We start from the raw sequence: 23,610 nt of genomic DNA, 5'->3' as shown, positions 1-23,610 counted from the left end.
AAAGGTGAGACTCGACATGACCGACACCAGTAATGCTCCGCTTAGCCAGGAAGAGACTCTAGCCTCTCTGGCCGGATACGAATACGGCTGGTCGGACCCAGATGCCGCTGGCGCTGGGGCTCGGCGTGGACTGACTGAGGAAGTCGTGCGCGACATTTCGGCTCGCAAGAACGAGCCCGAATGGATGCTGAACTTGCGTCTGAAGGGCCTGAAGCTCTTCGGTCGTAAACCCATGCCCGGATGGGGCGCAGACCTGTCCGGTATCGACTTTGACAACATCAAGTACTACGTCGAGGCTTCCGAGCGTCAGGCTGAGTCCTGGGAAGATCTTCCCGAGGACATCAAGAAGACGTACGACAAGCTGGGCATTCCAGAGGCCGAGCGCCAGCAGCTAGTCTCTGGCGTGGCCGCTCAGTATGAGTCGACCGTGCTGTACCACTCCATTCGGGAAGACCTCGAAGAGAAGGGGGTGCTCTTCCTCGACACCGACACGGCGTTGCGGGAACACCCGGAGATCTTCGAGAAGTACTTCGGCACGATCATCCCGGTAGGCGACAACAAGTTCGCCGCGCTCAACACCGCGGTGTGGTCAGGTGGCTCGTTCATTTACGTGCCGCCGGGCGTGCACGTCGACATTCCGCTCCAGGCCTACTTCCGCATCAACACCGAGAACATGGGCCAGTTCGAGCGCACCCTCATCATTGCCGACGAGGGCTCCTACGTTCACTACATCGAGGGCTGCACGGCCCCGATCTACTCCTCGGATTCGCTGCACTCGGCCGTGGTCGAGATCCTGGTGAAGAAAAACGCCCGCGTTCGCTACACCACGATCCAAAACTGGTCGAACAACGTCTACAACCTGGTCACCAAGCGCGCCGTCGCCGAAGAGGGCGCGACAATGGAATGGGTCGACGGCAACCTGGGCTCCAAGGTCACCATGAAGTACCCGGCCGTGGTCATGGCTGGCGAACATGCCAAAGGTGAGGTTCTAAGCGTGGCGATGGCTGGTGCTGGCCAGCACCAAGACACGGGCGCGAAGATGACCCACGCGGCTCCACACACTTCCTCGTCGATCATCTCCAAGTCCATTTCGCGAGGTGGGGGACGCTCCTCATATCGTGGCTTGGTACAGGTCAACGACGGATCTCACTCCTCGAAGAGCACCGTCAAATGTGACGCGCTGCTGGTCGACACCATTTCCCGCTCTGACACCTACCCCTACGTCGACATTCGTGAGGACGACGTGGAGATGGGGCACGAGGCGACTGTTTCGAAGGTTTCCGACGACCAGTTGTTCTACCTGATGAGCCGTGGCCTCGACGAAGACGAGGCGATGGCCATGATCGTGCGTGGGTTCATCGAGCCGATCGCCAAGGAGCTGCCAATGGAGTACGCCCTGGAGCTCAACCGGCTGATCGAACTGCAAATGGAAGGTGCCGTGGGTTAGAACCCACCGGTACCTGCGGTCCCTATCCCGCTGGCGCTTTGCCTAGCGCCGTCCCCTGGACGAGCTATGCGCCAAAACTGTGGCGATGGGGACCCACTGGGGAGAAAAGACACGTCGAGGAGAATCGAAAGCACATGACCATTGAGGCAACGGCCCGCCCGCACAGCCACGGAGCAGGCTCCGAGGTGCCACCGAAAACCAAGTCGCAACTGCTGCGGTCGTTCGACCCAGCGGACTTCCCGGCCTTGACCGGCCGTGAGGAAGACTGGCGATTCACGCCGCTGCGGCGTATCGGAGATCTGGCCAACGCCGAGGCCAAGTCCGTGAACGCATTGACGCGCGGGGCTCGCAATGTGCCAGCGGGAGTCAGTGTCAGCACCGTGGCCAAGACCGATGAGCGACTGGGAAGCATCCTCACTCCGTTCGACCGTCCCTCGGCGTCCGCGTGGGACAACAGCGACGAAGCACTGCTCATCGCCGTGGATCGCGGTGCGGTCGTCGAGTCCCCCGTAGTGGTGGACATTGTCGGAACGTCCGCCGACGCCGCGTCATGGGCACACACGTTCATCGACATCGGTGAAACCGCCGAGGTGACGCTGATCCTGCGGCACAGTGGTTCGGTCCAGCTAGCTGACAACATTGAGATCGCGGTGGGCAACGGCGCGAACGTCACGATTGTCTCCTTGGCCGACTGGAACCACGACGCGGTTCACCTCCAGCATCAAAAAGCCCGCCTCGGCCGCGACGCGAAACTCAACCACGTGGCGATTTCGCTCGGCGGTGACCTGGTGCGACAGTTCTTGTCGGCCGAGTACTCCGGACGCGGCGGCGACGTTGACGCCTATGGCCTGTACTTCGCCGACAATGGCCAGCACATCGAGCACCGGCAGATGATGGACCACAATGAGCCCGACTGCCGCTCTAACGTCAACTACCGAGGAGCGTTGCAAGGCGCACAGTCACGGACGGTGTGGGTCGGCGACGTGCTCATCCAAGCGCAAGCCACCGGTACCGACACCTACGAGATCAACCGAAATCTGGTACTGACCGATGGTGCCCGCGCCGACTCGGTACCGAACCTAGAGATCGAGACCGGCGAAATCGTAGGCGCGGGGCACGCGTCAGCGACCGGCCGTTTCGACGAGAACCAATTGTTCTACCTACAATCGCGCGGTATCGATGAAGACGAGGCCCGTAAGCTCGTGGTTCGCGGATTCTTCAACGAGGTCATCCAGAAGGTGCCCTCTGAGGAACTGCGCGACGAACTGACCGCCGCGATCGAGTCGCGTTTGGAGAAGACGCTGACCTCCACGGAGGCGGCATGAGCGATTTCCTGCGCGTATGTGCTTTGGAGGAACTGCCCCAATCGCAGGCAGTTCGCGCCGACATCGACGGCACCCAGATCGCGCTCGTCCGTATTGGCGACCGTGTCCACGCGCTATACGACGAATGTAGCCACGCGGCAGTGGCGCTCTCCGAAGGAGACGTCGAAGACTGTGCCCTGGAATGTTGGCTGCACGGCTCCCGTTTTGATCTCGAAACCGGGGAGCCCACCGGACTGCCCGCCACCGTTCCCGTCCAGGTGTATCCGACCCAGGTTCGCGAGGGAGACGTATACCTCTCGCTGACGCCTAAGAGCACCGAAACCCAGAAAGCGTAAAGGAAGACTTCCCACCATGAGCACTCTCGAAATCCGTAACCTGCAAGTGTCGATCTCTACCGAGGACGGCGACAAGCAAATCCTGCACGGTGTCGACCTGACCATCAAATCCGGCGAGACGCACGCCATCATGGGGCCCAACGGCTCCGGTAAGTCCACGCTGGCCTACTCCATCGCCGGGCACCCTAAATACACCATCACCGGTGGTTCGGTCACCCTCGACGGGGAAAACGTCCTGGAAATGAGCGTTGACGAGCGCGCTCGCGCCGGGTTGTTCCTCGCGATGCAGTATCCGGTGGAAGTCCCGGGCGTCAGCGTGTCGAACTTCCTGCGTACCGCCAAAACCGCCATCGACGGCGAGGCCCCCAAGCTACGCACGTGGCTCAAGGACCTCAACGGTGCGATGGCGCAGCTGGAAATGGACAAGGAGTTCGCTCAGCGCAACGTTAACGAGGGCTTCTCCGGTGGTGAGAAGAAGCGCCACGAAATCGTGCAAATGGAGCTACTCAAGCCCAAAATGGCAATCCTGGATGAGACCGACTCCGGACTCGACATCGACGCATTGCGCGTCGTCTCGGCGGGCATCAACCAGGCCAAGGAAAACACCAACTCCGGCATCTTGCTCATCACCCACTACACCCGCATCCTGCGCTACATCAAGCCCGACTATGTGCACGTGTTCATGAAGGGCCGGGTCGTGGAAGAGGGCGGGCCGGAGCTGGCCGAGAAGCTCGAAGCCGAGGGATACGAAAGCTACACCGGCGCGGCCGTCTAACGACGTCGGCCACCCACAAACGGGTGCGGCACGCTCTCGTTCGTCGTCACAATTCCAGACTTGAGGGGGCGCGGAAGCGTACCGTGGTGGATATCGAACCACGGTGAAGACCCAGCTTGACAATGCGATGCGTTGGTCGTCGAGTCCCAACGCCTCGCCGAGCAGGGTAGTGATCCCAGATGCGAGGAATCACCGCGCTTCCCGCCTTGTCCTCAGGTTGCCGATGGCTACCGTCAATCCGTGGAATGGCACGTGAACGAGAAACATTGCCACCTGTGCCCTACGCGCAAACAGCGGTTCGCGACCGTTCGCCGACGCGCCCAAGGCACCCAATGAGCTTCAAGAACCCGACAGATATTAAGGGAAACCCGTGAATGACGCCTTCGCACCGCGGCTAGACGTTGAGAAGATCCGAGCCGACTTCCCCATCCTGAACCGGGACATCGGCGGACACCGCTTGGCCTATTTGGATTCCGCTGCCACCTCGCAGCGCCCCCGCCAAGTCGAAGAGGCGATGCGAGAGTTCTCCGAACACTCCAACGCCAACATCTCCCGCTCGGTGCACACACTCGGGGCGGAGGCCACCGAAGCCTATGAAGGCGCCCGCTCACGCGTTGCCGCCTTCATCAAAGCGCCCTCGGCCGATGAGGTCATTTTCACCAAGAACGCGACCGAGTCGATCAACCTCGTCGCTTACGCGATGCTCGCCGCCACGGTCGAAAAAGGTGCCGACGAACGCTTCCGGCTTGGCGAAGGCGACGAGATCGTGGTAACCCAAATGGAGCACCACGCCAACTTGGTGCCATGGCAGGAGCTGTGCAAACGCACCGGTGCCACGCTGAAGTGGATCGGTGTGCGCGACGACTTCCGGCTGGATATCGACAGCATCGACCAGGTGATCACCGAGCGCACCAAACTCGTCGCGCTCACTCACGTATCCAATCTTTTGGGTACCCGAAACCCACTGAGTCAAGTGACAAAACGAGCCCACGCCGTCGGCGCGTTGGTACTGGTTGACGCCGCTCAGTCGGTCCCTCACATGCCTATTGACGTGACCGAGATGGGCGCTGACTTCGTCGCCTTCACCGGGCACAAGATGCTCGGTCCCACCGGCATCGGCGTGCTATGGGGACGCGCGGAGCTGCTCGAGGCCATGCCGCCCTTCCTCTCCGGAGGATCCATGATCACGACGGTGACCATGGAAGAGACGACCTTCGCGGCCGCCCCCGCCAAATTCGAGGCCGGAACCCCGCCCATCTCCGCGGCGGTCGGACTTGCGGCGGCCATCGACTACCTCGACAACCTGGGCATGGACAATATCCTGCATCACGAAAAGGAGTTGGCCGCCTACGCCCTGCCCCGCCTCGAACAAGTCGAGGGCCTACACGTCATCGGTCCCCGAGTCCCCATTGCCCGAGGTGCGACGATTTCATTCACCCTCGACGGTTTCCACCCCCACGACGTGGGGCAAGTCCTCGACTCCGACGGCGTCGCCGTCCGAGTGGGACACCACTGCGCCAAACCCGTGTGCAGCCGTTACGGTGTCACAGCCACGACCCGGCTGTCAGCCTACGTCTACACCACCACCGAAGAAATAGACCGGCTCATCGCCGGCCTGGAGAAGGTCCGTAAGGTGTTCAGCCGATGAATCTCGACGATCTATACCAAGAAGTCATCCTCGACCACTACCGCAATCCACGCGGATCGGGCCTTCGCGACCCACACGAGGGCGAATCCCACCAGGTCAACCCGACCTGCGGCGATGAAATCACCCTGCGGGTACACCTCGAGGGCCCGATTGTCGCCGATGTGTCCTATCACGCGGTTGGCTGTTCAATCTCGCAGGCGTCCACGTCAGTTATGTTTGAACTGGTAAAGGGACAAACAGTCGAGGTAGCCCTCGCCAAAATGGGGGAGTTCAGCGAGCTGATGGGCTCCCGGGGCGAAGGCGAACCGGATGAGGAGAGCCTGGAGGACGCCATCGCCTTCAAAGGAGTCTCCAAATACCCGATGCGAGTCAAGTGCGCGCTGCTGGGATGGATGGCCTTCAAAGACGCTCTAGCGCGCGCCAGCGCCACCACGGGAGGTAACTCATGACCGACGTTGACCGACACGACACCACACCAGCTGAGGCCGAGGCGGACACGCCTGCGACCGACCAAGAGGTCGAGCAACAGGTCGAAGAGTCCGTCGAAGACGCCACTGACCCGGATGTGGCCGCGAAAAAGGCCAAATCCGAGGAGATCACTGAGGCCATGCGCGATGTGGTCGACCCCGAACTGGGGATTAACGTCGTCGACCTCGGCCTCGTCTACGGCTCTCATGTCGACGACGACAATGTCGCGACCCTGGACATGACCTTGACTTCGGCAGCTTGCCCTTTGACTGACGTCATCGAGGACCAGACCCGCACGGCATTGACGGGCGGCGCTGGCGGCGGGCTGGTCAATGATGTCCGCATCAACTGGGTATGGATTCCGCCGTGGGGACCGGACAAGATCACCGATGACGGTCGGGAACAGTTGCGGGCGTTGGGGTTCAACGTCTAAGGACACTGGCCGTTTTCATATGAGCCGACCACGGGAAACCGGTGGTCGGCTCTTTGGTGTCTTGGCCGGTAGGTGATGCGGCCGGGCGACGACGTTGAAAAAGTGCGCCACATTGGTAGTATGATCCTACGCACACTGTGTGAAGGTCGTGCCGGTCCTCCCAGCGATGAGGGCGTGGGTGAAGGCATGTCGTCGTCATGGGAAAGGCCGCGCGACCGGCTCAGATTTGGTTCCCGTAGCCCTCTTCAGCGTGGTGACATCTCGAGCCTGGGCCGGTGTTCTCTCAAGCCCCGTATGAGGCCATAGGGCCTGTTCATCATGGCCCGTGCATAAATGGGCTGGTCGCGCTTTGAGCGCGACCTACTGTGGCGAGTCGTGGTGGTCGCCCTCCCCATGTGTCCTGGTGCTCAATGCCCATCGCGGTGGCACTAGGTTGGGGTTCTGCACTTTTTGCCCTGTCGGATTTGAGCGCGGTGCTCCGCACTGTCCTCTCCAGGTTGGAGGTCCACTCCCATGGCCGTTCGCTCGCGTGAGGCCCCTGGCGGGGGACGAATCTTGGAAATTCCCGCAGCTCGTATAGACCGGTGGGTTCACGGGTTTGATCGGCGGCATTCGATTGTCTCGGCTCGCCTGGTTAACGGCGTATGGCAACTGACCGGAGCTGACGAAGCCCGGTGTGAGGTCGCTTGGGCGCAGACGGGCGATATTCCCGCCGCGTGGCTTGCGGCCCGTCAGAAGGTTGAGGTCGACCTGCCCGACGCTCAGGGCGATGCTGCGAGGCAGTGGGAGGACATGGCGCACACGCTTGCCCAGCGGGCCGCCGAGCCGCGCCTCATCGGTCTGCTGTTGGCGCGTCGCCGTACGTTCAGCGTTGGACTCTTCGAGGGGCAGAGGCTAGTACGAAGCCGCACAGGATCTTCATACGTTCAAGGTAAGACCAAGGCCGGCGGATGGTCACAGCAGCGCTATGCGCGCCGTCGGGCGGGACAGGCCAAGGTGGCTTCGGACAAGGCCTCTGAGGCTGTCAAGGATCTTTTGGAGTCGAAGGTTCGCAGACTGGACACTGTTGTCACAGGAGGCGACAAGCCCACCGTCGATGCGATCTTGGCTGATACGACATTGGCGGCAGTAAATGCGAAACGTTCCCTCCTCCATTTGGGGGATGTCGGAGAAGCGAAAAAGGCAGTCTTGCTTGACTGCGCGGACCGTATAAACGGATTCTTGGTTCATCTTATTGAGTAAAAGGGTCGCGGAATGAATGACCCCTACTCCCTCAAAAGCATTGTATTTCCCCAGTGATACTCACTTGCTGAGCCCAAAATAGTGATCTGCGCAATGACCATTTGGCGTTGCGTTTTCGTTATGCAATAGTGGTCAACGCGGCCCTGTTACCCACGCGTAACGAGACCATGTGCCATCTCCTCGCAGGAGTGCATCGGGCTAGCGCCTTTGAATAATAGGCAACAGCCTGTCTCTATGCATAGATTAATGGGAATCCGAGAATTTGAGCCCTGGGCGTGCTGTGGCGCGTGGTCGCGGGCTTTGTCGGATGGCCTGAGCACAAGAATCATAATCCGAGTGCCCAAGGAATAAGAACCAATAGGCACATTCCAGATTTCTTAATCCGCTCACTCAGGCATCAATGTCAGGGCCCTTAGAGCGCCTGAAAACGAATTCAAACAGCACTTAAGAATCATCGGAAAAATTGCCTCCGCGCCAGTCGCAGCTTTGGATTCCTAGGCGAACTCTGCCCGGGGAACGAGTGTGACCGACTCCAATCCATGGTCGATCGTACTTCAGGCGCGCTGTAGGAAACGCCTTCTGCTTAGTTGAAAGGGGACACTTCTGTGTCTTGGTTGTATCGAAACCGGTCTCTCATGGCCGGAGTAGGAGCAGCCCTCCTCGCCACCGGAACGGGTAGCGCCCTCGTGGCCGCCCCCGTGATGGCGGGGGAGGACCGAGAAGATGTCGAGGCCTCCCCCATAAAATCGCACAGTATCGATCGAGGCTTCGTGGTTGCCGCCGCCGCAGACGGTGAAGGCCTTCTCAAGAGCGACGATAAGTCCGACGAGGAAGACAAAGGTGAAGACAAGCCGTCGAAGCAAGACCGCCTCGAGGCTATCGCCGACGAAGTCGGTTTCGACAAATGCCAGGCAGGGACGGCATTGGTGGTGATTGAGACCGGCCGCGACATGGACATGGATGACTTTGCCATCACGATCGGACTCGCCACGGTCGCGCAGGAGACCAACTACCGAAACCTGGCATCCAGCGTGGTGCCCGAATCCCACGAATACGACTCGTGCGGCGGCACTGGCTCCGACCACGACTCGGTCGGCATTTTCCAGCAGCGCCACACGATGGGCTGGGGAACGGTCGAGGAACTCATGGACCCCGAGTTTCAGACGCGCAACTTCTTCGAGCGGCTCGACACGTTCGACTACAGCAATATGGCCTTGACAGACGCCGCGCAGCGAGTGCAGGTTTCGGCCCACCCAACCTTGTATGCCAAGCACGAGGGCCAAGCGAAAGACATCTTGGACGCCTACAAGTCTGCTTAAGGGACTGCGCCACGCGCCAAGCGGGGACCTACATCTGGATGCGGAGGCATCTGTTGATCAGTCCCACCAGAGGATTGGACCGCAGGCGAGGCTGTGGCCGCTCGAGCAAACCTCAAGTCGCAAACACGTGTGGTTGGGCTCGGTAGGCGACGCGCCCGCTGAACCAACCGAAGCAAATGCTCCTCGTTTGGGTCAGCGTAGACACTCAGAACAAAGGTGTCTGTCTCACTGTGGGGTCCCAAAGTCCCGTGGCCCCAAACGTTCAATGTGGCGTCGAGCGGACGTTCCTCACCTATGGAAAACCTTGCCAGTCCGCTGCGGTGCTTCCAGCCGCCGCCAAAGACCAACCTCCCCCCGAATTGCCCAGGCGCGCGCCAGGGCGCCGACGCGATCGTTCCTCCAGCGGGCGATCCGGGCCCGCCCGGTGCGCGCCTGGGCTAAGCTTGCCGACGTGACATCGCCCGAGACCGACCCAATCCCCACCCAAAGGGGAGGGCCCGACGACGAAGCCCACACCGAACACCGGGGCTTCCACGTCACGCTGGACAATTTCGAAGGCCCCTTCGACCTGCTCCTCCAACTCATCGGCAAACACAAACTCGACGTCACCGAAGTGGCCCTTCACAAAGTCACCGACGAGTTCATCTCCTACGTCAAGAGCCTCGACTCCGCCTGGGACCTCGAAGAGACGTCCGAATTCCTACTCATCGCCGCGACCCTGCTCGACCTCAAAGCCGCCCGGCTCTTGCCCTCAGCCGACGTCGATGACGAAGAAGACCTCGCCCTCCTGGAAGCCCGAGACCTACTCTTCGCCCGACTTCTCCAATACAAGGCATACAAAGAAGTCGCCGGACACCTCGCCCGCATGGCCGAAACCGCGAGCAAACGTAGCCCTCGTACCGCAGGGCTCGAAGACCGCTACAAGGGTCTGTTGCCCGACCTCGACCTCAACCTCACCCCTGAGGAGCTAGCCAAGCTCGCCGCGGAAGCCCTGAAACCAAAGCCTCCACCAACGGTCGGCACCGACCACGTGCACTCTCCCCGGGTATCGGTAAAAGAACACGCCATCATCCTCACCCGGCGACTGCAACGAGTGGAGACAGCGACGTTCCGCGCGCTAACCTCCGACTGCGAAAGCCGCCTCGAAGTGGTCGCCCGATTTCTCGCCCTCCTTGAGCTCTATCGCGAAGCCGTCGTCGGATTCGAACAAATGCAGGCTCTCGGAGAGCTCACCGTTCGATGGATCGGCGGACACGAAACCATCGAGTTGGACGTCGACGAGTACGCGGGCACACCCGAGGCCGACTCCGAGCCTCTTCAAAGCCCCGATGCCAACGACGAACGGACCGACACACCGGTGCCAACCGAAGCACACAACGCGGGGGAGCAACAGACACCATGAGTGAAGACCATTACGGCACCGACACCGAGCCTCACCTCGACGACGAATCCACCGACGACCACGCCTCGACCGAAGCCCAACTGGCCGAACAAGTCGCCGAATGGAAACCCCCATGGCAACGCGGCGACACCGCGCCACCTCCACGGCGCCCCGACACTCCAGAAGACGAACCAGCCGCAGCCATCGACGAGTACGCTCAAGCCCTGGCCGCCAATGACGTCGAAACAGCGCATAGCCAGCACTCCAAAGACACGGCCCCCGATGCCAGTACGTCTGAACCGGCCGAGGCTCTCGACACCGTCCCCGTGGCGGACGAAGTCGAACTAGGAGGCGTTCTAGAGGCGATCCTCATGATCTGCGACGAACCGCTCAGTGAGGACGTTCTCGCCTCAGTGTTGGAGCGCCCACTCCAGGAGGTCTCCGAGACACTGGGACGATTGGCAGCCGAATACACTGGAGACGGTCGAGGGTTCGAACTGCGCCGACAAGCAGGTGGCTGGCGCTTCTACACCCGCTCCGACTACGCCAAGTACGTGGAGCGGTTCGTCACCGATGGACAGTCCTCGCGCCTGACCAAAGCCGCGTTGGAGACGCTAGCCGTCGTGGCATATCGGCAACCAGTGACGCGGGGGAGAATCTCGGCGATCCGTGGTGTCAACTGCGACGGAGTCATCCGTACTCTCATGAGCAGGGGTCTAATCGAAGAATGTGGAACCGACCCCGACTCCACCGCGATGCTGTACTGCACAACCACGCTCTTTTTGGAAAAACTGGGCCTGAACTCGGTCGCTGAGCTCCCTGAGCTCGCACCGTACCTGCCCGACGATGTGACGGAAGTAGAAAGTGACTAACAAAGCTGACGCCGAAGGCATCCGCCTGCAAAAAGTTCTCTCAACGGCAGGAGTGGCCTCCAGGCGCGCGGCCGAAGAACTCATTGTGCGAGGCCGGGTCCGCGTCGACGGGGAGAAAGCCCGCCTCGGGCAGCGAGTACACCCCGAGAGCAGCGTCATCCACGTGGACGGCAAGCGCATCATCACCGACGTCAAGACCGTGCACTTCGCGCTCAATAAACCACGCGGTGTCGTGTGCAGCATGGACGACGAAAAAGGCCGCCAATCGCTGGCCGAGTATGTCACCGGCGTCGACGAGCGAATCTTCCACGTTGGACGCCTCGACACTGACTCCGAGGGCCTCCTCCTACTCACCAACGACGGTGAACTGGCCAACCGCATCATGCACCCATCCTGGGAAGTCGAGAAAACCTACCGTTGCCAGGTTCGCAAAGTCCCCGATGGCCGAACCATCAAACGCATCCTGCATGGAATCGAACTCGACGACGGCCTCGTCAAAGCCGACAAATTCCGCATCATCGACGAAGCGGCCGGCCAGTCACTCATCGAAATCACCTTGCACGAAGGCCGCAAACACGTCGTGCGTCGACTCATGGACCGAGCCGGTCACCCCGTCTCACGCCTGGTGCGCACCGAAATTGGGCCCATTCGGCTCCAGAACCTGAAACCGGGAACGCTGCGCAAACTACGTCCCGACGAAATCGGCCAGCTGTATCGCCAAGTGGGCCTGTAGCGGCGCTCAACCGCGCTCTGCGGGTCAAACCGCAGGGCACAGCCTGCGCCGAACGAGTTGCACAGTGCGAACACTAACCCAGGTAAAAAACCAAACCGTCCGCGTATTAGCCTGCACGTTCATCGGCATTTATCGACATTGCTGGGGCAAAGCTGAACATGATCGGAGTGCGACGTGCCTGACACCGACACTAAGAAAAACAACCCCGTGGTCGCGATTGACGGCCCTTCCGGAGCAGGGAAGTCGACGACGGCGAAGACCTTGGCAACGGCCATCGGCGCTGGCTATCTCGACACTGGCGCGATGTACCGCGCCGCCACCCTCGCCGCGCTTGACGCAGAGGTCGACCTGTCATCGGCTGATGAGATCCTCTCGGCCCTCAACGAAGCCAAACTCGAGATCGGCACCACCGTCGAGGACCCGTATGCTCGCCTCAATGGTGAGTCTGTCGACCTGGAAATCCGCACCGAGCGTGTCACCGCTGCGGTGTCACAGGTAGCGGGACATAAAAAGGTGCGCGAGCACCTAATTTCCGAGCAGAAGGCCGCGATCAACGCGGCTCGTAAAAAAGGTGGCATCGTCGTGGAAGGCCGCGACATTGCCGAAGTCGTCGCCCCAGAGGCCGACTTGAAGGTCTATCTCACCGCCGACGAGAAGGCCCGTGCTTCCCGCCGCGCGCTGGAAATCGGAGCGACGGCGTCGGACACAGCCGAAGACATCAAGCGTCGCGACAAGGCCGACTCGAAGACCACCAAACCGATGGAAGCCGCCGATGGCGCGCACGTCATCGATTCCACCAAGCTCAGCGTGGTGGAAGTGGTGGCGAAACTACTAGCTCTTCTCAATGACCGAGGAATTGATGACTAAAGACACTGGCTGGGAAGCCGACGCCACCGACGCACCGTCCGGGAACGTCCCCGTTGTCGCTGTGGTCGGGCGGCCCAACGTAGGGAAATCCACGCTCGTCAACCGGATTCTGGGTCGCCGACAAGCCGTCGTCCAAGACCAGCCAGGCGTTACCCGCGACCGAATCGCCTATGACGCGGAGTGGGTCGGGCAGCGCTTCAGCATTGTCGACACCGGCGGTTGGGACCCCGACGCCACGGGCATGGCCAAGGCGATCGCGGCTCAAGCCGAAATCGCGATGCAGACCGCCGATGTGGTCGTTTTGGTCCTCGACGCCAACGTTGGGGTCCAGGAATCGGACTCCGCCGCAGCTCGCATCTTGCAGCGGTCTAAGAAACCTGTGATCGTCGTGGCCAACAAGGTCGACGGCGACCGTCAAGAAGCCGAAGCGGCCGCGTTGTGGTCGCTTGGCCTGGGTGAACCGGTAGCCATATCGGCCCTGCACGGACGTGGCTCGGGTGACTTGCTGGACCGCATTCTTGATTCATTTCCCGAAGAACCGACCGGCTCGCTGACGTCTGTGGGACCGCGCCGCATCGCACTGATCGGTAAACCCAACGTCGGTAAGTCCAGTCTGCTCAACCGATTCTCGGGTGAGGACCGTGCGGTAGTGGACAATGTCGCGGGTACCACTGTTGACCCGGTGGACAGTCTCGTGGAGATCGACGGCGAGAATTGGATCCTGGTTGACACGGCAGGCCTGCGGAAGAAAGCCAAATTTGCCTCCGGTACCGAGTACTACGCGACGCTACGTACCCAGTCGGCCGTGGAAGCGGCTGAGTGTGCGGTAGTGCTGCTGGATGCTTCCAACCCCATTGCAGAGCAAGATCAACGCATTTTGACCCAGGTGGTCGAATCTGGGCGCGCGCTCGTGGTCGCCTACAACAAGTGGGACCTCATTGACGATGACCGGCGTTACTTCCTCGAAAAGGAAATTGATCGCGAACTGGCTCAGGTCGCTTGGGCTCCTCGCGTGAACGTTTCCGCGGTCACGGGTCGTTCGGTCACCAAACTCGCTCCCGCTATCCGCGAGGCCCTCGCCGGGTGGGAACAGCGTATATCCACCGGGGAGCTCAACCAGTGGATCTCCGCATTGGTCCAGGCGCATCCCCACCCCGTGCGTTCGGGCAAGCAACCCCGGGTCCTCTTTGCCACCCAAGCCGGAACGAAACCTCCGCGTTTTGTGCTGTTCACCACCGGGGATCTCGAACCGCAGTATCTACGCTTCATCAAGCGTCGCCTACGGGAGGACTTCGGATTCACCGGATCACCTATCGAGGTGACCGTCAAGGCACGTGAGAAGCGCAAACGTAGCGGAAAAGGCGGCAAAAGGACTTCCAAGGGCAAGGGGCATTGATAACCCCCTACCGCATTCAGTTGTGGGTAAGGCATGCGCTAAAGTAGTCCTCGCTGCCAAGGCAAGTTCTAAGGCAGCGACACAAGTCTGAGTCTCAACGGGTTATAGCTCAGCTTGGTAGAGCACTACACTGGGGGTGTAGGGGTCATCGGTTCGAATCCGGTTAACCCGACCAAAAGCTCAGGCTTGTGAAGCTGGTTTAACCAGCACAAATGCCCGCCGATCACTGATCGGCGGGCATTGTCGCGTCTAGGGCCGGAACGGTCGTGCAACGTCTTGTGCAACGAGTCGTGAAAGGTTCGTTCTTAAGCTCTTTCCTCATGAGTGACACGAACAGTTTCATCCGGCCCGAAGGACACATCCAGACCCTCCCCAGTGGGTCACTGAGAGTAATCGTCTACGCAGGCAAGAACCCTCTCACCGGCAAGCGCCACGACCTGACCGAGACCGTCCAGGTTCGCCGCGACGTCTCTCAACGCGACCGCAATCGGGGCGGAACGAAGTACCTAGCCCTCCCGCATGACGACGCTGGATTCGACACCATGGCCCTGCTCAGTATCGCCCCAGCTCAATCAATATGCTCCGCGCCCAGGCAGGGATAAACTCGCAACGCCGCCAATACGGCACTGAAACGACTCGTGCTCCCCGCGCGGGTAGCCCAGCCGCGTCCCACTCCTGAAGCGGCACAACGAGACCCCACCAATTTGCCGTAATTGATTAGACTTCATAAATGACCCGCGAAAACAAGGAGTGGGCTGCGATTGGTGCCCTAGCCTCCGTTGCTGGCGTCTTGGTCACCCTATGGATCTACCTTGACCAGAAGGAATCTGACGCCGCTGAGGTGAATCAAACGCTGCCCGGCCACGGTGTCGAAGCGGAGGCCGAACCTCCCGTGTTTGAGACGGAATCTGAGCCGTATGTCTTTGATACCGGAGAAGACCGCACTGGCCCGTCGCTAACGAAAGAACACTCTGACCTAATCTTGGTGCTCGGGCCTACCGTCATCGACTCGCAGACGTGTTACCCCACTGGTGTCGATTGGGACGCTGGCCCTAATTCCGAGGGGACGATCGAGACGTTCGTCGCTTCTGGATACCATCCTGCGGCTGATGTGGTCATGGACCACTGCACCCCTTACGAATACGCCATGTTTACCCTTGCCAATGGCTCCACCAGTTGGTTTGGCTCCAGCGCCAGCATCATTGACGCTGAGCGATGCTGGGAATTGGCCACCGAAGGCCACTTCGATCTAGACCAGTTCATTGTCGACCCACAAGACCCGGCCGGGGTTGGGTTTGAGCCCGGCATGGTGTGGTGTACCACGACCAGCCAACCTGACCGCCTTGTCCGCGCCGAGCTCCTCGAAGTTGTCGACGCCGATGGCTTCATGTTGCTCGGGTTCGGGGTAAACACTTGGGTATGGCGATAGCGTAGCGATGGACTGCTCGGGATCGTGTTGGTCGGTTTACGCCAGCGTTCCCCGTTTAAGGGGGAAGGGCTAAGCCCAGTAGTTCTCCGGCGAACTTTGAATCCAGCGCTGTGCACGTTCTGACTAGGAGAATTTCTCGACCTTACTGTGCCAACAAACCGGTCACTCTCGCCCGCATCGATCAGCTTGGCAAACGACCTGGGGAAGGCTAACCTGTGCCGGTATCGAATATTGACACCCTGACCTCTCAGATAGAGGTTGGCCGAGACTTCGAGTTCATATTCTTTTGGGATTACCTGGACAATCATGGAGGGAATCTTGTTCCTGGGTGCCTAGACCAGTGGTGGCCCGCTCCAATAGAAGCCGACGGTCAGCGGTTCGCTACCGCCGAGCACTTCATGATGTGGCACAAAGCGATGATGTTCGAGGATGTGGGTATTGCTGGCCAAATACTTAGATCCACAAACCCCGCTCAGGCGCAACAGCTAGGTCGCCATGTGGCCGATTTTGATGAGAGCGTCTGGGCGAGTGTCCGGAACGACGTAGTCGTGGCCGGGAACTTCGCGAAATTTAGCCAGCACCGACCTCTACGTGACTTTCTCATGTCTACGGGCGAGAGCATCCTGGTCGAGGCGAGTTCAGACGACACGTTGTGGGGCATCGGGCTAGCAATTGACGACCCTCGTCGTGGCGATGTATGGCAATGGACCGGCCAAAATCGACTGGGTTTCGCCCTCATGGCCGTCCGTGATTATTTGCGTCGGGGCGAAACCGTGACGAGAGCCACGGTTTCGCCCACGACTAAGCCCTGACTTGAGTTGGACAGGCTGAGGATAGTGAACTCATCGTCCATAGATCGGATTGGCACCAGTTGGCTGTTCATCGGCCGAGACTGGGCCAGGCGGGGTGCCATGGCCGAACGGCGTGCCGCCGAGTTCTTGGCGGTCGTGTTCGGTCAGCCAGTTCTCCAGGTCAGGACCTAGCGGAACTACCTGCGTCGGGTTGATGTCTTCGTGTACGACATAGTAGTGACGTTTGATCTGGTCAAAGTCCACTGTGTCGCCAAAACCTGGAGTCTGAAACAGATCTCTGGCATAGCCCCATAGGTTGGGCATCTCGGTGAGCTTGTTCCGGTTGCATTTGAAGTGTCCGTGGTAGACCGCGTCGAACCTCACCAGCGTCGTGAAGAGTCGTATATCGGCCTCGGTGATGACCTCGCCCATTAGGTAGCGGCGGTCCGCTAGTCGCTCTTCGAGCCAGTCCAGCGCGTCGAAGAGGCGTCCGTAGGCTTGGTTGTAGGCCCGTTGGGAACCGGCGAATCCGGCCCGATAGACGCCGTTGTTGACTTCTGTGAAGATCCGTTTGATCACTGGAAGCATGTCGTCGATGAGGTGCGTTGGGATCAAGTCCGGGGCCCCGCTGCGATGATAATCCGACCATTGGGTCGACAGGTCGAAGGTCAACTGCGGATAGTTGTTCGTGACCACGGCCGCCGAAGGGACGTCCACAAGTGCGGGAACGGTGATCCCACGTGGGTAGTCGGGGAAGCGTTTGAAGTAGTTCTCTTGTAGCCGCTCGGTACCTAGTACCGGGTCGCGGCCTTCGGGGCTCAGATCGAACGTCCAGGAGCGCACGTCGTGAGTGGGGCCGGGAGTCGCCAATGAGATGACTTCTTCGAGCCCCAGCAACCGGCGAACGATGATGGAGCGATGCGCCCAGGGACACGCTCGCGCGGCAACCAGCCGATAGCGCTGTGCCTCTACTGGCCAGGCTTCCGCGTTCTCGGTCAGACCGGTCATCCTCGGGTCGCCGATGGAGGAAGACTCTGCGGTAGGTGCTGACCTGGTCGCTTCGACATCGCTGACAACCCGGTCCTCGATGTAGTTGGTGTCCCGGGTGAATTCCTCGCCGGTCACGTATGCGCCCTTGGTGGAGTATTCGCTTCCGGTGGTTGGTCGGGGTTCGCCAGGTTCGGTCTGCTGCGCTTGATGTGGTGCCATGGGGCTAGCATACGCATTTTAGGCTTTTGGATAGCGACCAATGATATTTCACCCAAGCTGGTGTGTGACGCGCCCGCGGCGTTCCCGGTGGCTCGCCAAGCCAGCGTTTGGCCGCTCCCTGCGACGTCCATTACCACCTTCGCAGACTGGATCGAAGACGATTCCGGGGCCAGTCGTAAAGTGCCGCTCCCATGAGCTTGCGTTCAGCTGCGCTAACGAAGTGGCAGGGCCGCTGGCCCAGAATCTGCCCCAGCTGTTTTGAGTCTCTGGAGAGTGTGGTCGAAGAAGTACTCTTTGAAGAAACTGCCCTGGCGCTAAGAGCTCCTATCAGGTTTCTCTTCCTACTGCGGTGGAGTGATGTCGCGCCTGGCCGCGTTGTCGGCCCTTGCCCATACCCGCTGGGTATGAACAAGGGCCTCCGCCTCCCCACGCACTGACAGCACACCATCCTCGCCACGGAAACAAACCTGATAGGAGCTCTAAGGTTTGCGGTTCTTGGCTGCTGAGGGAGACGGTAGAAACGGTTCATGAACTGAGCTATTCGACAGTACATCTAACGCCGCGCGTTTAGTTTTCCCTTGACTGAACAGTGGAAGAATTTCTGCAATTTACTCCTCGAACCTATCTCAGGGTGTGAATATCTCCGGCCTTTGCTAAAAGGAAAGCCCTTACTGATCTTGTCATTCCTGTAGTTGCTCGCAGCAGGGTGAAACCCGGTGCCGAAGTCATCGCACGTTTCTAGACCCGAATCCCATGGATAAGCCTTAGAATCGCATTTTTGCCTCGCAAGAGGGCTTTATCGCAGCTCCGAGTATGTGTGAATATTCAATTGTGGACTTGCCATTTCATTTGCGGAAAAGAATGTCGTTGATCAGACAAATGCTGATAGAAGCCTCTAGCTGCATAAGCAGATTTAAGTGATTCAAGTCACGTTGATAATCGTGTATTGGGTCATTACCGTGAGTTGCATGGAGTTGGCGGAAACCACCACAAGCAACGCTGAAGACGACTATTCCGGCGATTGGTTCATCGAGTCATCATCGTCCCAGGCGCGGGCGACGAGCGCGCTGATCCCGAGTGCGGCAGCCCCCGAGACTAGCCGCCTCTATACCTTCTCTCACGCTGGTGGTTCACCGGGGCACTTTCTCAGTTGGCAACCGTCCCTGCTGGATCTAGTGGCGATCAAAGCAGTTTGTCCTCCGGGGGTGGGGCACCGCTTCTCATCAGGCAGACTGGGTTCAGTCACGCAAGTCGCGGCCGGTGCGGCCGCGGCAATCGACCGCCAGGGGGGAGCTTTTGCTCTCTTTGGTCACAGCATGGGGGCGGTGATCGCCTTCGAGACTGCGCGCCAGCTGCGGACATCTCCGTGCGGCTTGATCGTCTCCGCTTGCGCGGGGCCGCCGTTGCTTCCCTCTCAACGAGTGCGGGATGCCGCTGGTCTCAACGGCGAGGAATTTGCCGAAGCGGTGGAGTTCTTCGGCGGACTGCCGAGAGAAGTACGAGAAAACGCGGAACTGAAAGAGATCGTCCTTGAGCGTTTGCGTCATGACTTCGTCATGGCGGCCAAGTATGAATACCGGGAAGGCCCGCCACTGGACATTCCCCTGGTGGTAGTTGTCGGGAACGATGATCCCCATGTGACAAAAGAGAAGGCCAGGGAATGGGAGTCAATGACATCGGGCCGCGTCGCCTTCGTTGACGTCGAAGGAGGACACTTTTATTTTGATTCCCGTCCTGAAGTATTGACCGAGATTATCCGAAATGCCTTCGAATTTTTCTCGCGCCAAAGCATGGAGTCGGATTCCGAATCTTCTTATATAGAATTCATCTAAGATTCATAATATTGAGTTACGTTTATCTAGGCCTTAATGCCCGCTCGCACCGAGGAAGTGTGTATTAGATGTGCGCTAAGCCAGTCAATGTTTCGAACCAGGCGCAAGAATTCTCCAATCTCCACCATCGCGATGGCCCGTTCGTCATACCGAATCCATGGGACGTTGGATCAGCGGTCATGCTGGCGGGCCTAGGCTATCGGGCACTTGCCACCACTAGTGGCGGACTCGCGGCAAGCCTTGGCGTGCTCGATCGCGCCGAAGACGTCACTCTCGAACACACGTTGGCCAATGTCGAAGCTATTGCTGGTGCCACAACATTGCCCGTCAGCGCCGACTTTGAGGACGGATTCGCCGTGGACGCGGCCGGAGTGGGGGAGAACTTCGCCCGCCTGGCTACCACAGGAGCCGTCGGGGGGTCCATCGAAGACACCACGGGCGAGGAGACCGCGCCGATCCGCAGCTTCGCCGACGCTGTGGAACGGGTCGAAGCTGCCGTCGCGGCCGTGCGTGGGGCCGGATTCCCCTTTACCTTGACCGCTCGGGCTGAGAACTTTCTCTACGGACGCCCTGATCTTGACGACACGATCGCTCGACTGAAGGCGTTCGCCGCTGCCGGAGCAGACGTAGTCTACGCGCCAGCCCTGCCCGACGCCGATGCCATCAGGCGGGTCTGCGCCGAAGTTGATGCCCCGGTCAATGTCCTACTCGGGGTGGGAAACTCCTTGAGCGTGCGTGAGCTTTTCCAAGCGGGGGCAACTCGCGTCTCCTTGGGATCGGCATTGTCGCGGGCGGCCTACGGCGCTTTCGTCAAGGCCGCACGAGAAGTACTCGAAGCGGGAACCTGCGACTTCACCACAGAGTCTCTGTCGATGGCCGATATGCGAAAGCTGTTGGGATAAGTCGATGACAGATATTTCGGCGATCGCCTACGTCCTCGGAGAAGAGGACCTTTCCTACGAGGACATACCCAACTGGGAACAGTCCGCACAACTGCACAACATGGCACCGCTTCCCGAACTGTGGGGGTGGGGCCGCCTCCGGCGCACGAACCGCGATATCGCCGACTTGGCGGTGCAGACAGGAGAACAGAGTCTGAAAGAGGCCGGAATCGAGGCCGCAGACATCGATTCGCTGTATCTGTGTTGCACCGCTTTCCCCTCTTCACTGGCCCAGCAGCGCGACCTCATCGACTCGATTCAAAGTCGGCTGGGACTAGACCATGCCGACGTCACTGGCGTCACGCTGGGACGCTGTACGAACGCCTTGGTCGCTCTGCGTGCCGCCACCGCCGCCGTCGCCGCTGGAATGAGCCGCACCGCCTTGGTCATAACCGCCGACCGTATTACCAACGAAACGGAAAGATTTGTCAATTTCGCAATTTTTTCCGATGGTGCGGCCTCCTGCGTGGTGACCGAGGCCCCCGTCGCCGCCGGTTACACCGTAGTAGCCGCCGCAGCCAGCCACGACTCGACCGGAGACGACCACATTTCGGCTCAACTGGCCATCGACGTCAACGACACCATCTACCGCGCCAGCGGCATTGACACCTCCGCCATCGCCGGTCTGTCACACAACAACATCTATGCCCCGATCGTGGCGTTGAAAGAACGACAAGCGGGATTCACCGAAGACCAGCTTTATACCGACAACATCACCCGCATTGGACACTGCTTCGCGGCAGACCCGCTCATCAACCTAGCCGATCGAGAACGTAACGCAGCCATCGAAAGCGACGGGCACTATCTGCTGGCCGCAAGCGTTCCTGGCTCCCGCGTCGCCATTTTGACCCGACGGCGCTGACCATTCACCGCCGAGGTGAAACGGGGCACCTCATGGCGACAACCGATCTGGACACCCACTCGATCAGTCGGCACGGAGAATGACATGACCCACTCCTCCCATAACCACTCACCCGCATTTGACCTCCCCGACACCTCCACTTCGCTACCGATCCGCGCACCAGAAGTCAGCCCAGAGGCCGTCGTGGGCGTTGAACGCACCATCGCCGCCTCGGCGCCCACGTGGTTTGGAGCCCTGTTGCGCGACATCGAAAACGAACAGGCACGATGGCTATCTCGGCGTCTCGCCCACGGGTTCCTTCACGCTGCGGCTAACGACCAGATAGCACAAGACCTGGGCACGAATACACAATCGGCCGATGAGGTCGTGAGCTACCTCCTTGAACGAGCAGAAACCCTCGGCCACGACATCGCGCGGCTTCGCGGTCAGCCCCAGCTGCGGTATCTCTTGCGAGAACGAGCGCCCATCGCCCTGTTGGGCCCAGCTTGGCTTGACACAGTGTCACAACCGGCGAGCGAACCCGCCGTCATCGTCAACCGGCTGGGCGCACACCGATTTGCCGCACGCGGGGAAGGAACTGTCGAACTCTCCACCGCCGCCGTACGTCGGCGAGAACTCGAAGCCCAGGCAATCGCCCTTCCCGACCTCCTAGCGGACGACTTTTGCACCCATTGCGAAAGCCGCGACATCACCACCGCTCATGCCGCCGTGATCTTGGCACTTTCCTTGAATGGGGCCTCACTGTTGCCCGAGATCGTCGGCGCGCACTGCGCCGCGAGCATGCTAGCTGTTGACGACAAACTACTGGGCACCACCGAAACCATCCCAGCCGAGGAACTTGCCGACACCCTGCGAACGTATTGGCAGCTATGCGAGAAATCAGCGACTGGCAAAGACGACTGGCAGCGCATGCTACGAGGCGCCACCCTGCTGGTGACGCTGGAGACCTACCACGTGCGCCACCTGAGCGCATTGGCCCAATGGCACGCACAGCTGAGCCTTGACGACAAGGTCGCTCGCATCGTGGCCCGCCACATGCCCTATGCGGGAAAGCAACACAAAAACGTGAGAATCGGCGGACGGCTCATCACCGAGTGGTTTCCCCCAGGCACACCACCGGCAGACCTCCCCGCATTCCTCGAAGCCTTCCGTACCTCCAAGTCCGTCCGGCCCCGATCCAATGGCGGCAATCGCTTCTTGGAATCGATCCGCTTCGGAGGGCCCATGTTCGGAATATTCGATGCCGAGGAGGCCCACGTATTCGAGTCATGGATCGCCGCCGGAAATACCGGAACAGTAACCCTGACAGACGATTTCACCGGCACCAGCGAATCCCATGAGTGGATCCGCCGAGTCCGAAAAGCATCGAGCACCCTCAAACCCACTGTCTCCACTTGGGCTCCAGCCGGAGAACGACAGATGTTGTTCCAGCTGGTGAACATAGAAGACTTCCCCAATGCGCTCCCGGCCGCCCACCAACGAGCCCTGCAAACCCTGGAAGAAGCCGAAATCCTCTTCGAACACGGCGCCCGTGGCCTGCACACCGACGCGTCCTTCTTCCCATACAGCGCCGAGGCCCTCATACAACGGGCCGAGGAAATCTATTGGACAAAACTAGTCGAGCCCTACCGCAAGCTCGACGAGGTTCCCGGACGCGAAGAGGTCATCTTCGGCCAAAAAGTTAATGCCTTTGGCAGCATGGTTGACGGCGCATGGTCGCACCGGATTGGGTCAGCCGGCAGACTGCGGCACCGAACCGACGGCATGTTGGCCGCCATCTACGCCGATGAAATGGGTCGCGGAGACGTCGCGAAAAATCACCTCACGCTCATCTACCGGGTCCTAGACAGCATGGGCATAGCGATACCGCATATTCGCACCGCCGCGTTCATTGAGCAGGACCACCTGCCAGACCTTTACGATTTTCCCCTACATCAGCTGTCGCTAGCGGCCTTCCCAGACACCTTCTACGAAGAAATCATGGGCTACAACCTGGGAGTAGAAATGTTGGGCCTGGGCCGAGTGCGGTTGCAAGAAATCCAGAAACTGCGCCGCTGGGGGTTCGACACCTCCTATGAGGAGGCACACCTGAGCATTGACAACTTCTCAGCTGGTCATGCACGACAGGCAGTCGATCTCATCGTGTTCTATCTGGACCACCTACGCCGAGTCGCCGGCCCTGCTGAAGTAGAGCGCCGGTGGGAGCGCATCTGGCGCGGATACGCCTCGTTCGCCTACTACTTGGAAACCGAACTGGTCCGCACCCTGCGCCATGACCTGGCCGAATCGGAGCTGTTGATCTGAC

22 protein-coding genes and 1 tRNA gene are annotated in these 23,610 nt (G+C 60.0%); 22 read left to right on the top strand and 1 reads right to left on the bottom strand.

Features of this window, described 5'->3' with window-relative positions:
* Positions 1 to 16 precede the first annotated feature (16 nt).
* The 18 genes from sufB (at position 17) to ybiA (ending at position 16,482) form a co-directional block, all read left to right on the top strand.
* Complete coding sequence (gene sufB / locus JQS30_RS08470) at positions 17 to 1,447, top strand: Fe-S cluster assembly protein SufB (protein ID WP_213169860.1); 1,431 nt, start codon at positions 17 to 19, stop codon at positions 1,445 to 1,447.
* Positions 1,448 to 1,581: 134 nt separating this feature from the next.
* Positions 1,582 to 2,772, top strand: coding sequence for a Fe-S cluster assembly protein SufD (gene sufD, locus JQS30_RS08465; protein WP_213169859.1), 1,191 nt, complete (start codon positions 1,582 to 1,584; stop codon positions 2,770 to 2,772).
* Positions 2,769 to 3,107, top strand: a complete 339-nt coding sequence (locus tag JQS30_RS08460; protein ID WP_213169858.1) for a non-heme iron oxygenase ferredoxin subunit — start codon at positions 2,769 to 2,771, stop codon at positions 3,105 to 3,107. The genes sufD and JQS30_RS08460 overlap by 4 nt, the downstream gene beginning before the upstream one ends.
* Positions 3,108 to 3,123: 16 nt before the next feature.
* Positions 3,124 to 3,882 (top strand): Fe-S cluster assembly ATPase SufC, encoded by a 759-nt coding sequence (gene sufC / locus JQS30_RS08455; protein ID WP_213169857.1) that lies wholly within the window; start codon positions 3,124 to 3,126, stop codon positions 3,880 to 3,882.
* 370 nt (positions 3,883 to 4,252) lie between these two features.
* Entirely contained in the window at positions 4,253 to 5,530 is a 1,278-nt protein-coding gene (locus JQS30_RS08450; protein WP_213169856.1) for a cysteine desulfurase, read from the top strand.
* The gene (sufU, locus tag JQS30_RS08445; protein WP_213169855.1) at positions 5,527 to 5,979 is read left to right on the top strand and encodes a Fe-S cluster assembly sulfur transfer protein SufU; all 453 of its coding nucleotides are present in this window, start codon (positions 5,527 to 5,529) and stop codon (positions 5,977 to 5,979) included. Before JQS30_RS08450 ends, sufU begins: the two co-directional genes overlap by 4 nt.
* The gene (locus JQS30_RS17540; RefSeq protein WP_213169854.1) at positions 5,976 to 6,431 is read left to right on the top strand and encodes a metal-sulfur cluster assembly factor; all 456 of its coding nucleotides are present in this window, start codon (positions 5,976 to 5,978) and stop codon (positions 6,429 to 6,431) included. The genes sufU and JQS30_RS17540 overlap by 4 nt, the downstream gene beginning before the upstream one ends.
* Before the next feature lie 513 nt (positions 6,432 to 6,944).
* A complete protein-coding gene (locus tag JQS30_RS08435) occupies positions 6,945 to 7,673 on the top strand; it encodes an acVLRF1 family peptidyl-tRNA hydrolase (RefSeq protein ID WP_213169853.1) in 729 nt (242 codons plus the stop codon).
* A gap of 605 nt (positions 7,674 to 8,278) precedes the next feature.
* Complete coding sequence (locus JQS30_RS08430; RefSeq protein ID WP_213169852.1) at positions 8,279 to 8,992, top strand: hypothetical protein; 714 nt, start codon at positions 8,279 to 8,281, stop codon at positions 8,990 to 8,992.
* Between the two features lie 451 nt (positions 8,993 to 9,443).
* The gene (locus JQS30_RS08425; protein ID WP_246497825.1) at positions 9,444 to 10,394 is read left to right on the top strand and encodes a segregation and condensation protein A; all 951 of its coding nucleotides are present in this window, start codon (positions 9,444 to 9,446) and stop codon (positions 10,392 to 10,394) included.
* On the top strand, positions 10,391 to 11,245 hold the full coding sequence (gene scpB / locus JQS30_RS08420) for an SMC-Scp complex subunit ScpB (RefSeq protein ID WP_213169850.1): 855 nt from the start codon (positions 10,391 to 10,393) through the stop codon (positions 11,243 to 11,245). Before JQS30_RS08425 ends, scpB begins: the two co-directional genes overlap by 4 nt.
* Positions 11,238 to 11,978 (top strand): pseudouridine synthase, encoded by a 741-nt coding sequence (locus tag JQS30_RS08415; RefSeq protein WP_213169849.1) that lies wholly within the window; start codon positions 11,238 to 11,240, stop codon positions 11,976 to 11,978. Before scpB ends, JQS30_RS08415 begins: the two co-directional genes overlap by 8 nt.
* Before the next feature lie 174 nt (positions 11,979 to 12,152).
* On the top strand, positions 12,153 to 12,845 hold the full coding sequence (gene cmk, locus JQS30_RS08410) for a (d)CMP kinase (RefSeq protein WP_213169848.1): 693 nt from the start codon (positions 12,153 to 12,155) through the stop codon (positions 12,843 to 12,845).
* Complete coding sequence (der, locus tag JQS30_RS08405; protein ID WP_213169847.1) at positions 12,838 to 14,241, top strand: ribosome biogenesis GTPase Der; 1,404 nt, start codon at positions 12,838 to 12,840, stop codon at positions 14,239 to 14,241. The genes cmk and der overlap by 8 nt, the downstream gene beginning before the upstream one ends.
* Before the next feature lie 98 nt (positions 14,242 to 14,339).
* Positions 14,340 to 14,416, top strand: a tRNA-Pro gene (locus JQS30_RS08400).
* Positions 14,417 to 14,561: 145 nt separating this feature from the next.
* Positions 14,562 to 14,843 (top strand): hypothetical protein, encoded by a 282-nt coding sequence (locus tag JQS30_RS08395; protein WP_213169846.1) that lies wholly within the window; start codon positions 14,562 to 14,564, stop codon positions 14,841 to 14,843.
* Between the two features lie 128 nt (positions 14,844 to 14,971).
* On the top strand, positions 14,972 to 15,670 hold the full coding sequence (locus tag JQS30_RS08390) for a hypothetical protein (RefSeq protein WP_213169845.1): 699 nt from the start codon (positions 14,972 to 14,974) through the stop codon (positions 15,668 to 15,670).
* Positions 15,671 to 15,885: 215 nt separating this feature from the next.
* Positions 15,886 to 16,482, top strand: coding sequence for a riboflavin biosynthesis intermediates N-glycosidase (ybiA, locus tag JQS30_RS08385; protein ID WP_213169844.1), 597 nt, complete (start codon positions 15,886 to 15,888; stop codon positions 16,480 to 16,482).
* 30 nt (positions 16,483 to 16,512) lie between these two features.
* Here the strand turns inward: ybiA and JQS30_RS08380 are convergent, their stop codons facing one another.
* Positions 16,513 to 17,670: a glutathione S-transferase family protein gene (locus JQS30_RS08380; protein WP_246497824.1), complete on the bottom strand. Its 1,158-nt coding sequence runs from the start codon at positions 17,668 to 17,670 to the stop codon at positions 16,513 to 16,515.
* A 968-nt stretch (positions 17,671 to 18,638) separates the two neighbouring features.
* Here JQS30_RS08380 and JQS30_RS08375 point away from each other — a divergent pair.
* The 4 genes from JQS30_RS08375 (at position 18,639) to JQS30_RS08360 (ending at position 23,609) form a co-directional block, all read left to right on the top strand.
* On the top strand, positions 18,639 to 19,502 hold the full coding sequence (locus JQS30_RS08375) for a thioesterase II family protein (protein WP_213169843.1): 864 nt from the start codon (positions 18,639 to 18,641) through the stop codon (positions 19,500 to 19,502).
* Between the two features lie 68 nt (positions 19,503 to 19,570).
* The gene (locus tag JQS30_RS08370) at positions 19,571 to 20,404 is read left to right on the top strand and encodes an isocitrate lyase/PEP mutase family protein (protein ID WP_213169842.1); all 834 of its coding nucleotides are present in this window, start codon (positions 19,571 to 19,573) and stop codon (positions 20,402 to 20,404) included.
* 4 nt (positions 20,405 to 20,408) lie between these two features.
* Positions 20,409 to 21,305, top strand: coding sequence for a hypothetical protein (locus JQS30_RS08365; protein WP_213172891.1), 897 nt, complete (start codon positions 20,409 to 20,411; stop codon positions 21,303 to 21,305).
* Between the two features lie 84 nt (positions 21,306 to 21,389).
* Complete coding sequence (locus tag JQS30_RS08360; RefSeq protein WP_213172890.1) at positions 21,390 to 23,609, top strand: iron-containing redox enzyme family protein; 2,220 nt, start codon at positions 21,390 to 21,392, stop codon at positions 23,607 to 23,609.
* The last annotated feature ends 1 nt before the right edge of the window (position 23,610 follow it).

Origin of the sequence: Natronoglycomyces albus, from assembly GCF_016925535.1 — a bacterium.
Classification (GTDB): Bacteria; Actinomycetota; Actinomycetes; order Mycobacteriales; family Micromonosporaceae; genus Natronoglycomyces; species Natronoglycomyces albus.
The sequence above is the reverse complement of the archived record's forward strand: the minus strand, read 5'-3'. Positions and strand labels throughout refer to the sequence as shown.

Coding starts and splice junctions, on each gene's coding strand:
- JQS30_RS08375 (WP_213169843.1), top strand. CDS start 18,639: ATGGAGTTGGCGGAAACCACCACAAGCAACGCTGAAGACGACTATTCC.
- der (WP_213169847.1), top strand. CDS start 12,838: ATGACTAAAGACACTGGCTGGGAAGCCGACGCCACCGACGCACCGTCC.
- sufD (WP_213169859.1), top strand. CDS start 1,582: ATGACCATTGAGGCAACGGCCCGCCCGCACAGCCACGGAGCAGGCTCC.
- JQS30_RS08435 (WP_213169853.1), top strand. CDS start 6,945: ATGGCCGTTCGCTCGCGTGAGGCCCCTGGCGGGGGACGAATCTTGGAA.
- sufB (WP_213169860.1), top strand. CDS start 17: ATGACCGACACCAGTAATGCTCCGCTTAGCCAGGAAGAGACTCTAGCC.
- sufC (WP_213169857.1), top strand. CDS start 3,124: ATGAGCACTCTCGAAATCCGTAACCTGCAAGTGTCGATCTCTACCGAG.
- JQS30_RS08365 (WP_213172891.1), top strand. CDS start 20,409: ATGACAGATATTTCGGCGATCGCCTACGTCCTCGGAGAAGAGGACCTT.
- scpB (WP_213169850.1), top strand. CDS start 10,391: ATGAGTGAAGACCATTACGGCACCGACACCGAGCCTCACCTCGACGAC.
- JQS30_RS08395 (WP_213169846.1), top strand. CDS start 14,562: ATGAGTGACACGAACAGTTTCATCCGGCCCGAAGGACACATCCAGACC.
- JQS30_RS08390 (WP_213169845.1), top strand. CDS start 14,972: ATGACCCGCGAAAACAAGGAGTGGGCTGCGATTGGTGCCCTAGCCTCC.
- JQS30_RS17540 (WP_213169854.1), top strand. CDS start 5,976: ATGACCGACGTTGACCGACACGACACCACACCAGCTGAGGCCGAGGCG.
- JQS30_RS08380 (WP_246497824.1), bottom strand. CDS start 17,670: ATGGCACCACATCAAGCGCAGCAGACCGAACCTGGCGAACCCCGACCA.
- JQS30_RS08370 (WP_213169842.1), top strand. CDS start 19,571: ATGTGCGCTAAGCCAGTCAATGTTTCGAACCAGGCGCAAGAATTCTCC.
- JQS30_RS08460 (WP_213169858.1), top strand. CDS start 2,769: ATGAGCGATTTCCTGCGCGTATGTGCTTTGGAGGAACTGCCCCAATCG.
- JQS30_RS08360 (WP_213172890.1), top strand. CDS start 21,390: ATGACCCACTCCTCCCATAACCACTCACCCGCATTTGACCTCCCCGAC.
- sufU (WP_213169855.1), top strand. CDS start 5,527: ATGAATCTCGACGATCTATACCAAGAAGTCATCCTCGACCACTACCGC.